This is a genomic window from Streptomyces agglomeratus (assembly GCF_001746415.1).
Lineage (GTDB): Bacteria > Actinomycetota > Actinomycetes > Streptomycetales > Streptomycetaceae > Streptomyces > Streptomyces agglomeratus.
Map to the genome: position 1 here is coordinate 8,187,104 of NZ_MEHJ01000001.1, position 11,885 is coordinate 8,198,988.

The window sequence follows — 11,885 nt, forward strand, 5'->3', positions numbered from 1 at the left end:
TGGAGGAGTTACTGTTCCGGTCGATCTCGGACGTGGCTGTGCTGTCGGTCGACGTGAACGATGAGGCGGTACGCATCGAGGCCCGGAGCACTGTGGCCGGGTCCGATTGCCCTGGCTGCGGAAGTTGGTCGCGGCGAATTCACAGCTCCTACCTGCGCTTTCCTGCTGATGTGCCCAGCGGAGGCAGACGGGTCGCTCTCTGTTTACGCGTCCGAAGGTTCCTCTGCCCGGTGATCTCGTGCGGGCGGCGGACCTTCGCCGAACAGCTGCCAGGGTTGACCCGTCGGTACGGTCGGCGGACCGAGCGCCTGCGGTCGACGCTGGCCGCGGTCGGCCTCGCGCTCGCCGGGCGGGCCGGTGCCCAAACGGGCGGGCAACTCGGCACGGGTGCGGGCGAGCCGCTCCCATCGGCTTCGGCAGGTCCTCGTCTCCGTCGAGGTTCACGACGGCCCTGGCACGGGTTGGCCGGGGCCGTCGCGACGGACCGCGATGTCCTCCGCCAGTCAGTAAGTAACTGTGGTAGCGCTTCGGGCGGTGCAGATTCGCCATGAGTGCACCGTGCGCCCGGGCCCGCGGGTCAGGACTCGGTGCGGCGCGGGGCTCCGCGCCGGGGGCGGAAGGTGGCCCCGGCGTCTTCGAGCAGGCGGTGGACGCCGCCGTAGGAGCGACCCGTCTCCTCGGCCAGGGCCCGGATGCTCGCACCTGAGTCGTACTTCTTCTTCAGGTCCTCGGCGAGCTTGTCCCGGTCCGGGCCGGGCGTGAGCCGACGGGCCGGAGTCTTGTTCGAGGGTTTGGACCCCCACGTCGGGCTGGTGCAGTCCGCGGCCCCCGATTCCGCGCTCTGGCGTCGGGGCCGCGTCAACGGCTCCCGGTTCCGCCCCTTCCAGGCCGTGCTGTCGACAGCCCTGGTCTCCCGCGGGACCAGGGCTTCGTGCTGCCCGGCGTCGTTTTGTGCGCCCTCGGCGGGCGCCTGCGGTTCCTTGGGATGCGGTGCGGGGACGGTGGGGGCCGTGCCCGCACCGCGCGTCAGCGTCCGGGCCAGGGGGACCGGCGGGCCAGGATCGTCCACTCCTCATCCGCCCGGCCGGGAACGAGACGGCCGTCCGTCTCCCACCGCCGGGCCAACTCGGTGAAGATCGGCTCCAGCTCTGCGCGAGGAACCGTTTCACCGCTGCTTCGCTGCACGCCGATGACAGGCGTGAGCCGCATCGTCGTGGTCACGTCTCCTTCAACGCCGCCCGGGCCGTCCGGGTTACCCACGCGCACGCAGTGCCGAATTCCTCCAAGGCAGACAGCAAGCTGGCCGGCGCCGCGAGCCATGATGGTTTCCCGTTCGGCGTCGATGACGAGGCCGCCGCTGTCAGCCCGGTAGCCCCGGGCCCCAGGTCCCGGATGGGGGCGGTTCACACGGCGCGGCGCACCGCGGAGAACCCTCAACCCAGGGGGCGGCACCGGCGCACACCAGCAGTGAGTGCGCTCCTGTTGCTTTTCGCCATTCACCATCGCGGTACAGCCTGACCAGGTCGCAGCCGTTCTTCGCAGGTGAGGGGCATCCGACGGATGAAGCTCGCAGGACTTCGTCGGTTGGCGACGGTGGCCACATAGGCACCAGAAAGGACGTTCTCCGAGGTCAGCAGTCAAGGCTTCCCGCCTGATGGGCAGCCGGGCGGTGTGCCGGGCCTGGCTTGATGACGTCCTGGCCCGGCTCGGCCTCGTGATGATCCATCAGTTTCTGTCAGTGCCCGCTGCTACACCAATTTCAGGGACGGGCCGCGAGTGCGGCTTGCCGACGGGAGGGGACACATGTCGAAGGTGCCGGACGGGTTCCACTACGTGCGCGGACACATCCGCCGTAATCCGAAGCCGGGGAGCGGGAAGCGGATGAGCGGCTGGATGATCGCCGGCCTTGCGGCCGGCGTGTGGTTGTGGGGGCAGGTGTTCGGGTTCGGAGAGACAACCACGAACACGACGCCGCCCGCGCAACCGCAGCCGGCCATCTCCACTCCGGCCACTCGCTGATGGGACGCAAGCGGTTACGTCTTCGCCGCCCGCGCGGCGCGGCCGAGGTCCTCTCGGCCGCCGTCGTGGCCCTGGCCGTCCTGGTCATGGCCGTCCGGACGGCCGCCGCGGCGGTCTGGGCGCTCAAGGACGCGTGGCCGTTCCTTCTGGCCCTGGTCCTGCTGGCGGGGGCCGTCGGCGCCTGGAGGGTCGCGCGGGCCGTGGGCGGTCGGCGACGTGACGCTGAACGGCTGGCTGCGCTGCAGATCACGCTGGCGGAGTTCGATGCCATGGACGACCGGCAGTTCGAGTACACGTTGCGGGATCTGCTGGTCCGTGACGGCTGGCCGGCGCGCCGGGTGGGCGGTGGCGGTGATCAGGCCGCTGACGTGATCGGTGACCACCAGCAGCGCGGCCGGATCGTCCTGCAAGCCAAGCACACCCGCGTCGGCGGCAAGGTGGGGTCGTCGGTGATGTACACCGTGAAGGGGACGGCCGGCCCAGCGCACCGAGCCGACCACGCCGTCGTTGTCACCAACGGCACCTTCACCCGTGACGCCATGGCCTGGGGCGACCTGCACGGCGTCCACTGGGTCGACCGGGACAGACTCCGGCGCTGGGCGGAGAACGGAACCGCGCTGCACGAACTCCTAGGGCTGTCCGCCCGCTCCTGCGGCGCCCGCTTCAGGCGTGCTGCCTGACAGGCCGCTCTCCCATCGTCAACGCTTTCGGAGGTGTGGTGTTCGACGAAGAGGGGTCACTGGACCCGCTGCTGAAGTTCCTGTTGTACGCCGTCCTTGCGCTGGCCGCGGGCAAGATGGTGTGGGAGTGACTCACAGAAGACGTCAGCCGGTGGATCACCGTGGATCTGTGGGGGCTGATCGCTGATCATCCCTGGTGGGCCGGCTTCATCGTCGTCGGCGCCCTGGCCACGCTCGTCCTTCTCGCGAAGCTGCTGTCCTTCCTGTTCGGCGCCGGCACGTACGCCTACGTCGAACAGGGCGAGGACTACGCCTCTGCCGCTCCGTCGAGCGAGGCCGTGGATCCGGCTGTGCTGACCTTCAAGATGAAGCAACTCTCCGCGACGAGCGCGACGGGCTTCGAGCAGGCGTGCGCCGATCTCCTGGCCCGTGACGGGTTCCGCAGCACACGGAGGGTGGGAGGCGCCGGTGACCTCGGAGTGGACGTCACCGCCCGTGACCACGACGACCGGCTCCTGATTCTGCAGTGCAAGCAGTATCAGAACCCGGTCGGCTCAGGACACGTCCAGAAATTCAACGGAACGGCCCGCCTCCACCATGGAGCCGATCTCCCGATCATGATCGGCCTCAACGGCTTCACACAGCCCGCGATCGACTTCGCCGCGCACCACAACCTCATCCTCATGGGCCGTCCGGAACTGAAGAGGTGGGCCCACGGCCAGCACCTCTACGACGTCCTTGGTATCCAGAGCACGACGCAGTGATCCGAGACCGGCCCCGCCCTGCTGCTGGTCGGCACGCACGCCTCACCTCCGCGTGGCGGGAGCGGCGCGGGTAGGGCTAATCCCGTTCCGGGGACGGCAGGACCGCTATGCCTTTGCGGCCAATCCAGGGTGAGGTTCTCGGCCTAGAGGTTCGCGTCACCGTGGCGAGGGCGTCGAGTTTGCCTTGGGTGTGTGCGGCTTGCTCCCGCCCGGGATACCGGTGCGCCGGGTGGCGGGAGTGGGGTGCATGGTGCCCGCCCTCAGGGCTCGCTGGCCAAGGCCGCGGTGGTGGGGCCCGGCCGAGGAGCGGACTGTTGGAGGTCGGCTGACGGCCGGGGCGGGGTTGAGCGTGGGTCCGCAGACGGCGGCCCGGGTCACAGGGGGGCCGGGCCGCCGTTGCGTCGTCCTGAGCCGGTACGAGGTGACGGCTGCTCTGGTGGGTAACCCCCACTGGACATTCTGGTGGGATTGAAAGGCCGACCCGCGTCGGTTCGGCGGGCTGCCATCATGCTCAGATGGCCCACGACATAGTGTTCTTCCTCGCCGCCGACGACGAGACCGCTGCTGCCACGCGCCCGCGGGGACCTGGTGAGGCTTTTGAGTCAGTGACCTGCCGTTTCATTGAGCCGGACAGTGCCATCGCCGAATGGGACATGTACTTCGAGGAGCCTTCGGCCGATGCCCCGCCGGTTGATCAGCTCCTTGGGTGGGCGTGGCCAGACTGGGTCACTGCCCCCTTGAACGACGGCGTTGAGGTGTTCGCTCTGCCGCAGCGGTTGACCCGGGCGCTGGCCAACGCGAGCTCCGCCGAGCTGGAAGAGCTTGCAGGCCGCTGGACCACGCGCCTCCGATCCGAGGACAGAGACGACATGACCGACGATGACATGCTGGCTGTCCTGCAAGGCGTTGCCCGCCTCGCAGCGTCTGCGGTGAATACGGGCGGCGGCCTCTACAGCTGGAGCTTCTGACCGTCCCTCCGCAAGGGGCGCTCGTTCTTGACGCCGCTGCACGCCAGGAGCTCGGTCCCGGTCGCGTCGAAGTACAAGGTGAAGAACCAGGACCGGTCTGCAGCGACGATGTTGCCCGTACGCAGTTGCTCGTCGCAGTGCCGAGCGCGGAGGATCTCAACGGTCTCGTCGAGGCCGAGGGTTGTCAGGCCGATCTTCAACGACCGCTTCAGCCTTGTCGCAGCGATGCCAAGGACCATCCACTGTGGCGGCTGTCCGTCGTAGAGCATGACCTCGCCGCCGGCGGCGATGGCGTCGCGCGCTGCCTTGCAGGCACTGGTCTGGTCTTTGAGCATCGCAGTGATGTCGCGCTGGCTTGGATTCTTGTCTTCGGTGGCCACGCGGCGACTGTAGAGACCGAACACAGGCGTTGCTACAGGATTCGGCGTGACCTGCGCAGGGCTTTGGGACAGCGGCGGTCGTGACAGGTAGAGCTGGAGACCGGCATGTCAACGATCAAGTAATTCCCCACGTTCTGCCTGATCAGCGTCAGGTACCTCGCCACCCTGGCGGTCACGATTCCCCAGGGGGACGCTGACCGTTGATGGTGCTCGTAACAAAAGCTGCCGGAGTAATGCCGAGATGATCTGGTATCCGACCGACCGCGAGGAAAACCCGTTGGCTGTCGGTGTTCCCTGCTGGAACGATCCTGGGATGACCGACCACCGTGATGCCGTCCTCCGCCTGTGGGGTCGCCAGCTCTACGAGCGTCAGGGCGAGCCACTGGCCTGGGCGGAGGCGGTCCTGGAGGCCACCGGTCGCCCGCCGACCGCCGTTACCGCGGCGATGTCCGGCCGACTCGACGCCCTCGCTGATTCCCCATCGGACCGCGCATGGCTGCTGTTCCGTACGGTCGCCAAGCTGGCCGCGAACCTGCGGGGCGACGGCCGCTACGACGCGGACGTCGGCACCCGAATCAGCCCACTGGCCCTGTGGCTGGGCGAGCTCGAACCACCGCTCGCCGGCCCGCTCGGGGACGCACTCGGCCACCCGCCGGACGGGCCGACATCCCTCGTCACCGTCCACGCCGCCGAGTTGAGCAGGAACCGCACGATCGGGCTGCGGGCGATCGACGCCCTGCTGGAGTGGGCCGAGCTCGGCCATCCGCAGGCCCGGGCGGCCCTGTCCGAGGTCGCCTCCGACCACCGGACGCAGGATGTCACCGTCTGGACCAAGGCACTCAACCGGATCGCCCTGTTCGGCGACGCGAGCGTCGAACCGGGCCTACTGCGCGCGCTCGCCGACACCGGGCACCGCGGGGTGCGGTGGTCGGCGCTCGCATGTGCCGAACTCGGCTTCCGCCGGGCCGTTCCGCTGATCACGGCCCTGCTGGAGCATCCCGATCCGATGGTCCGCGAGGGTGCCTGCGAGGCGCTCGGCCTCCTTGAGGAACACGCCGCCGTGCCCGCGCTGGCAGCCCGGCTGAACGACGAGACCAACTGGGTACGCAGCAGGGCCGCCCTGGCGCTCGGCCAAATCGGCGGCGACCGGGCACTCGCTGTGCTCTGGCAGGCCATGATGGAACGCCGGAACCCGAAGGCCAGTCATCTCGCCTCAGCGATCGCCGCCTTCGGCCCGCCGGTTGTGGACGACCTGATCGCCCTCACCACCGATCCCGACCCGGACCTCCGAGCACTGGCCTGCCGCGCTCTCGGCTCCACCGCCGACGACCGGGCCCTGCCAGCACTGGAACGCCTCGCCGCCCACGACCTCGCCAGAACCACCCTCGGCGGCCTCGTGGCAACCGCCGCCAAGCAGGGACTGCGGACCGCGCACCGCATTCGCGCGCGCACCGCATCGACCTGAGCTCGACGCTCGTCTCGACTGACGTTCACTCTGAACGCCGTCGGTCGACCTGACCGTACAGCGGCTGGCGTGAGACGGTGGGGAATTGTCTGACGTTTGGTATGGGGAATTGACTGACCGTCGGCACGGCAACATAGCGGTCAATCGGTCAATGCCAAACCCTGGCTGCAACAAGCCCTCGACGCCCGCCGCTCCCCACGCCGGGTCCAACCAGGTGCGGGCCGTCGCGGCATCGGCGGTCTGCGGGCACAGCGTCCAGGGCGCCGCGAGTCCGAGGGACGCGAGGAGGTTCTCCAGCGCGCTCCTGCGCTGGTGCAGGGGCTGGTCCATGAGGACGGCGCCGGAGACCTCCAGCAGATCAAAGGTGATCAGGTGGGCGGGCTGCTCCCGGGCGGCCCGCTCGGCCCTGGCACCGCGGAGCCGGGCCCGGTGCTGAAGTGCTGTGAAGTCCAGCCTGCCGTTGTGCCAGACCACCAGCTCGGCGTCGACGACGGCCTCGACGCCGAGCGCGGCCGCGGCCCGGGTGATCTCCGGGAAGGCCGGGCCAAGATCGGCGCCGCGCTTGGACTGGAGGTACGGCTTGGGGCCGGTGAACACGAGGACGCGGACCCGTCCGCCGTCTGCTCGAACAGCACCGGCCTTGCCCCGGACGACGGCAGAGCCGTCACAGAGCGGGCCAGCATCGGCTCGACCGGCGGTGAGAGGTGCACTCTCCACTCCTACGCCTTCCGCGCCCCGCCCGCACGCCGCGCGGCCCGCGGCTCACCAGCAGCGCAGCACTCGGGCCGGAGGTGCTCGGCGGCCCCAGCCCGCGGCTGACGGACGACGGCGGTTTGCCCTCCACCCTGGGCTCCCAGGGGCGGCGCGGCGCGACCAGGGCCACGGTCACAGAAGTCGCTGGCCTGTCAGATCCCGCATCTAGGCTGTTGCAGAGATCGATCAAGGAGCAGGGCAGTGCGAATAGAGCGTCACCAGGTGAGCGGGGCAGCAGTGTCGGCAGCGCGCGAGGATTTCACGAACCGGATCGGGGGTCAGGTGCGGTCCATGTCGAGGGCCGGCCGGATGGCCACCTACGAATGGCAGTCGATCGCCGACGAGTTCCTCGACTACCTGGGCGCCCTCTCCGTCGCGACACCCGACCTCGACACCTCGGAGGCCAAGGCGGCCCTCAAGGACGCCTCGGAGGCCGCGGCCGGCGCCGTCGCCTACGCCGCCTACCACCCGCACTGCAGCTTCCAGGTGTTCCTGGAGTACGTGAATTTCGGCATGAGCTACGACCCGGGTGAGGACGCACCCGAGGAGAGCGTCACGACCGGGGAGTGGATCGACGCGCTCTGCCTGGCCGTCCTCAGGGACAAGGCCAAGTGGCACGGCGAGGCCTTCCACTTCGCCCGCGACAAGTTCGCCGCACAGGCGCAGGGCACGCCTGCCGGCGAACTCGTCACCGGATTGATGGCCGTGGTCCTGGACGACACCGGCGACGACGAGGAGTACCCGCCGAGCGCGCAGGCCAAGCTCGCCGCCATCGATGCGGCCCTGGACCGTATCCGCACCCGCGCCGCAGAGACCGGCGAGTCCCTTCTGGAGCGGCCGGACAGCGCGGCCCTCCGCGCGTTGCGCGCCCTTGTCGTCGAGGACCGGGAGGCCTTCGATGCCGCGCTCGCCGATCTTCTGGCCAGGCACGCCGCCCTGCAGGGCCCCGCGGCCTCTCCGAGCACTCTGCTCCCGCTCGTCCCCATCGCTCTCGCCGCGCTCGGGTACCGGACGCTGGGCTGGGCGCCGGCCGTCCGCACCGACTACCTCCCGCACGCGCTGATCACCGGCTTCGAGACCCGGGGCCCCAGGGTCGGAGGGTTCGGCCGGGACCGGCGGCCGGACGCGGTCGCCGCGCTTGCCGCAGGCCCGCTGGTGGTGGAGCGGCCTGCCTGTGAGCGCGAGGGGATCCCGCGGATCGAGGCCATGTACGAGGAGCACCTGCGGGAGGCGTTCGCCCCCGCCGACGGGGAGCCCCTCGCCGTCTGGCACCTCGGCAGCGTGATGGACGATCAGAAGCGCCTCTTCCAGTGGCGGGCGGGGAATCCCGGCGACACCGAGGACGCCCAGCTCGCCACCCTTTGGCTGGCCTCTCGCGCGGGGGCGGCCCTGTTCCGTATCGCCCTGGCGGAGCCGGGCACCGAGGTCGAGGTCAACATCGACGGCCGCACGCTGCGCTACCAGGCCAAGCGCGGCGAGGATGCCGGTGCCGGGCGCTGGCAGACGGCCACCGCCTTCGCCCTGATCAGCGGCGCACGCGAGGACCTCGCCCCGCTGGTCCTCACCGGCCCAACCTTCGCCCGCCCGGACGGCTCCGCCTTCACCGCGTACCGCGAGGCCCTTCACGCCTATCTGAAGGGCGCCGAGCCCGAAGCGGCGGCGCAGCGGGCGCTGCAAGAGGCCGAGAAGGCCAAGGACTGGGGCTTCGCGATGCCGCCGGCCGTGCTGCTCTCGCAACTGGTGGAGGGCGACGAGGAGAGCTTCAACCTGGCCCTGGCCGACGCCCTGGAAGCCCACCGCGCGTACTACGAAGTCGCCGACCGCTCCGACTATCCGGAGGTCTCCGTCAACCTCGACGTCCTCGCGCTGGCCTGCCACGCCCGCCGCCGCGGCTGGGCTATCCGCGTGGAGTCCCCCTACCTGCCGCAGTACCTCCTGCGGGCTGCTGAACCCTTCTAGGGTGCGCCCCACGCCGAAGGGCTGCAGCAACCGAAATGCAGGGCCGGCAGTCCTTCGTACTCATCATGCCCAGGCGCGCGACCGCGACGAGGCATTCGAACACGTGATGGAATTGTGTCATGGAGCAGCACACCTATCCCACCGACCTCGTCCAGGCACAGATCGACTACCACCGCGCATACCAGGCGCTCGCAGCCGACCCCTACGGCTTCCACACCGAGCGGCGGCGCCGTCTGCTGCACCTGTCCGCCCAAGTCCTCTTTCACCCCTACTGGGAGAAGACCGGCGGGAGGGGCCGCCTTGAGGGCTTGCGAAGGCAGGCCCGCACGCTGGAGCCGGCCCCCACGGCGTAGCCGGTGAACGACCGCCCCAGGACCCTGCCCGCCCGGATACTGCTGGTCCTTCCCGACGAGCAGACCGTGGAGGTGCGCCTGTACGAGAAATTCATCAGCGCCCAGGGACACCCGTGGCGCTACCGCATTGGCGTGCCGTCATGGGTGGCTAAGGAAAACGGGATGAATTGCACTGAATGCAACATCCCGTATGCCGTGGCAACTCTTGATACTGCTGGTCGATCGCGATGAGGTCGCCTTCGCCGGAAGTTCACTCTTGGCGGTGACCTGGGGGCCGAGTAGTCGTCGCAACAATGTTGCGTTGGCTACAACAGCTTCGTGGTTACCGAGGCCCCGGGGTCAGCACGGCTTGTTCTGGCCCGAAATGTGGTGCATCTCGACCCGGCAGCGGCGGTGTTCGAGGGGATGCAGGAAGGCTGGGCCCGTCAGCAGGCGGCTCGCTTCCTGAAGGCGAAGACGATCGATCCGCGTCTGCGTCTGGTGAAGCGTCTGGAGGAGTTCACCGGGTTGTATCCGTGGCAGTGGACGCCGGCGGAGGGGGAGGCGTTCATCGCGCACCTGCGCAGCGGCACGCAGCCGATCCAGATGTCCACGGCCCGCACGTACGAGGTGACGATCGCGCTCTTCCTGGAGTATCTGCTCGACCGGCGTTACGGCTGGGCCGATACCTGTCTGGAGAGGTTCGGCGAGGCCCCGCAAGAGGTCTTCCACGAGGGCAACTCAGTTCTGCACACCGTGGAGTACGAGGCGGACCCTCGTCGGCGCCCGCTGGACTACGACGAGGTCCAGGCGCTGTTCGACGCGGCCGATGCGCGCCCGGCCAAGGTGCGCGGTCAGGGCCGGAAGGGGGCCTTGACCGCGCTGCGGGATGCGGCGGTGCTGAAGACGATCTACGCCTTCGGCACCCGGCGTACCGAGTCGTCGCGGGTCGACCTGGTGGATCTGCGGCGTAATCGGAGAGCCCCGAAGTTCGGTGCCTACGGCAGCATGATGGTGCGTTTCGGGAAGTCCTCGAAGGGCTCTCCGCCCAAGCGGCGCACGGTGCTGACGGTTCCGGAGATGGACTGGGTGGTCGATGTCCTCGACGAGTGGATCACGGAGATCCGGCCGCACTTCTCACCGGGCCGGCACCCGGCTCTGTGGATTACTGAACGGGTTGGACGGCTCTCGCCCCGCTCGGTTAACGAAGCCTTCGTCGCTGCCCGCCAGGACGCGGGCCTGGACGAGGACCTCGACCTGCACTGTCTGCGCCACAGCTACATCACGCACCTGACCGAGTTCGGTTACCCGGCCCGGTTCGTACAGGAGCAGGTCGGCCACTCTCACGCGGCCACCACCGCCATTTACATGGGCGTCTCGAACGAGTACCGCAACCAGCTGCTGGAGGCTTCGTTGAAGGGCCGCCTGGGCGACGACTGGAGCGTGACGGTGTGATCAAGAAAATGGGCTACCAGTGGAAGTTGCGCCAGCTCATGGCGGACCAGGGCATGTTCCAGACCTCGGACCTGGTTCCGCTGCTCGCCGAGCGCGGTATCACGCTCTCGCGTGAACAGGTCTACCGGCTGGTCACGCAGCCGCCGCAGCGTCTGAGCATGGACACCCTCGTCGCGTTGTGCGACATCCTGGGCTGCACGCCGAACGACCTGATCAAGCCCGAGGTCGTCAACGCGCAGGTCCGCAAGAGCGCCGACGGCACGCCGGGGCCAGCCCCGGCGGCTCCGCGGCGTACTGTCGTCCGCCGACCGGGACAGTCATGAGCTACCGCACCCCGCGGCAGCGGACAGCCCGGCAGGAACTGGAGAGCACCCGCGCGTGGGTGGTGGCCCACCTGTGTGAGGCCGTCAAGCCAGGCTTGACGGCTCAGGCCGCGCAGGTCGCCGTCGAACAGGCGAAGGGGTGGGGGCCCCTGCCGGTCCGGGAGCTCGCCGGGTATCTGGAGCAGACGCCGGACGGGTTGACCGTCCGGGTGGTCACCGGCCCGCTGAGTGTCGTCAGGCTGCGGCACTTGCTGCACGCCGCCGGCCATGGGGAGAAGGTCACGAGGGTGACGTGCGTCCGCTGCGGGCGCACGGATCCGCTGCCCACTGAGCGTTCACCTGAAGGGCGTTGTTGTGGCTGGTGCTGGGCCCGGATGAACTTCCGTCCGTGTGGGCGCTGCGGGCGGGTCGACCAGATTGTCACCCGCCGCCAGGACGGGCCTATTTGCCGGCGCTGCTACCGCAGCGATCCCTTGGTCGTCACGGAGTGCGCGGGGTGTCACCGGATGCGGCCTCCGGGGTACAGATCCGAGGACGGGACGGCGCTGTGCTGCAACTGCGCGCCGAGGACCAAGAGGAAGTGCGTCGGCTGCGGCCGGGTACGCAAGGTCAACGCCCGGACCCCGGCGGGCCCGGTCTGCGGCGCCTGCTACGAGGGGCCGAAACGCCGGTGCGGCGTGTGCGGCGAGATCGAGCAGATTCAGGTGCGTGCCACTGACGGGCAGCCGGAGGTCTGCATCCGCTGCTACCGCGGCCCGAAAGGCGAATGCAGCGTCTGCGGCCGGTG

Annotated in this window: 12 protein-coding genes and 2 pseudogenes; 10 read left to right on the plus strand and 4 right to left on the minus strand. The window is 69.4% G+C overall.

What is annotated here, in order from left to right; genetic code table 11:
- Positions 1-92 precede the first annotated feature (92 nt).
- Positions 93-551, plus strand: coding sequence for a transposase family protein (locus tag AS594_RS46760; protein ID WP_240509319.1), 459 nt, complete (start codon positions 93-95; stop codon positions 549-551).
- A 26-nt stretch (positions 552-577) separates the two neighbouring features.
- On the opposite strand, the pseudogene AS594_RS36020 reads toward AS594_RS46760, so the two are convergent.
- Both AS594_RS36020 and AS594_RS45050 read right to left on the minus strand, forming a co-directional pair.
- Positions 578-754 (minus strand): annotated as a pseudogene (locus tag AS594_RS36020) (helix-turn-helix domain-containing protein); the annotation flags it as partial.
- Between the two features lie 272 nt (positions 755-1,026).
- Positions 1,027-1,221 (minus strand): hypothetical protein, encoded by a 195-nt coding sequence (locus tag AS594_RS45050; RefSeq protein WP_167368109.1) that lies wholly within the window; start codon positions 1,219-1,221, stop codon positions 1,027-1,029.
- A 582-nt stretch (positions 1,222-1,803) separates the two neighbouring features.
- Here AS594_RS45050 and AS594_RS36030 point away from each other — a divergent pair.
- The 4 genes from AS594_RS36030 to AS594_RS36045 all read left to right on the plus strand — a co-directional run bounded on the left by AS594_RS36030 (position 1,804) and on the right by AS594_RS36045 (position 4,431).
- Positions 1,804-2,019 (plus strand): hypothetical protein, encoded by a 216-nt coding sequence (locus AS594_RS36030; RefSeq protein WP_069935844.1) that lies wholly within the window; start codon positions 1,804-1,806, stop codon positions 2,017-2,019.
- Complete coding sequence (locus tag AS594_RS36035) at positions 2,019-2,699, plus strand: restriction endonuclease (protein WP_069935845.1); 681 nt, start codon at positions 2,019-2,021, stop codon at positions 2,697-2,699. Before AS594_RS36030 ends, AS594_RS36035 begins: the two co-directional genes overlap by 1 nt.
- Before the next feature lie 161 nt (positions 2,700-2,860).
- A complete protein-coding gene (locus tag AS594_RS36040) occupies positions 2,861-3,463 on the plus strand; it encodes a restriction endonuclease (RefSeq protein ID WP_240509206.1) in 603 nt (200 codons plus the stop codon).
- 515 nt (positions 3,464-3,978) lie between these two features.
- On the plus strand, positions 3,979-4,431 hold the full coding sequence (locus tag AS594_RS36045; protein WP_069935846.1) for a hypothetical protein: 453 nt from the start codon (positions 3,979-3,981) through the stop codon (positions 4,429-4,431).
- On the opposite strand, the gene AS594_RS36050 is transcribed toward AS594_RS36045, so the two are convergent.
- Positions 4,413-4,811 carry a hypothetical protein gene (locus AS594_RS36050; RefSeq protein ID WP_079148900.1) on the minus strand — a complete coding sequence of 133 codons (399 nt, stop codon included), beginning with the start codon at positions 4,809-4,811 and terminating at the stop codon, positions 4,413-4,415. The two genes, AS594_RS36045 and AS594_RS36050, sit on opposite strands and share 19 nt — an antisense overlap.
- Before the next feature lie 313 nt (positions 4,812-5,124).
- Here AS594_RS36050 and AS594_RS36055 point away from each other — a divergent pair, with 313 nt between their 5' ends.
- Complete coding sequence (locus AS594_RS36055; RefSeq protein WP_069935847.1) at positions 5,125-6,276, plus strand: HEAT repeat domain-containing protein; 1,152 nt, start codon at positions 5,125-5,127, stop codon at positions 6,274-6,276.
- 261 nt (positions 6,277-6,537) lie between these two features.
- Here the strand turns inward: AS594_RS36055 and AS594_RS47690 are convergent.
- Positions 6,538-6,993 (minus strand): annotated as a pseudogene (locus tag AS594_RS47690) (ATP-dependent DNA ligase); the annotation flags it as partial.
- A 258-nt stretch (positions 6,994-7,251) separates the two neighbouring features.
- On the opposite strand from AS594_RS47690, the gene AS594_RS36065 reads away from it, so the two are divergent.
- The 4 genes from AS594_RS36065 (at position 7,252) to AS594_RS36080 (ending at position 11,098) form a co-directional block, all read left to right on the plus strand.
- Positions 7,252-8,988, plus strand: coding sequence for an immunity 49 family protein (locus AS594_RS36065; protein WP_107393254.1), 1,737 nt, complete (start codon positions 7,252-7,254; stop codon positions 8,986-8,988).
- Between the two features lie 119 nt (positions 8,989-9,107).
- Entirely contained in the window at positions 9,108-9,341 is a 234-nt protein-coding gene (locus tag AS594_RS36070) for a hypothetical protein (RefSeq protein ID WP_069935850.1), read from the plus strand.
- 405 nt (positions 9,342-9,746) lie between these two features.
- Positions 9,747-10,775, plus strand: coding sequence for a tyrosine-type recombinase/integrase (locus AS594_RS36075; protein WP_069936060.1), 1,029 nt, complete (start codon positions 9,747-9,749; stop codon positions 10,773-10,775).
- Positions 10,772-11,098 (plus strand): helix-turn-helix domain-containing protein, encoded by a 327-nt coding sequence (locus AS594_RS36080; protein ID WP_069935851.1) that lies wholly within the window; start codon positions 10,772-10,774, stop codon positions 11,096-11,098. Before AS594_RS36075 ends, AS594_RS36080 begins: the two co-directional genes overlap by 4 nt.
- Positions 11,099-11,885 lie beyond the last annotated feature (787 nt).

Excerpts from the sequence above, each read along its gene's own strand:
- AS594_RS36030 (WP_069935844.1), top strand. The coding sequence starts at position 1,804 with ATGTCGAAGGTGCCGGACGGGTTCCACTACGTGCGCGGACACATCCGC.
- AS594_RS36035 (WP_069935845.1), top strand. The coding sequence starts at position 2,019 with ATGGGACGCAAGCGGTTACGTCTTCGCCGCCCGCGCGGCGCGGCCGAG.
- AS594_RS36045 (WP_069935846.1), top strand. The coding sequence starts at position 3,979 with ATGGCCCACGACATAGTGTTCTTCCTCGCCGCCGACGACGAGACCGCT.
- AS594_RS36055 (WP_069935847.1), top strand. The coding sequence starts at position 5,125 with ATGACCGACCACCGTGATGCCGTCCTCCGCCTGTGGGGTCGCCAGCTC.
- AS594_RS36070 (WP_069935850.1), top strand. The coding sequence starts at position 9,108 with ATGGAGCAGCACACCTATCCCACCGACCTCGTCCAGGCACAGATCGAC.
- AS594_RS36075 (WP_069936060.1), top strand. The coding sequence starts at position 9,747 with ATGCAGGAAGGCTGGGCCCGTCAGCAGGCGGCTCGCTTCCTGAAGGCG.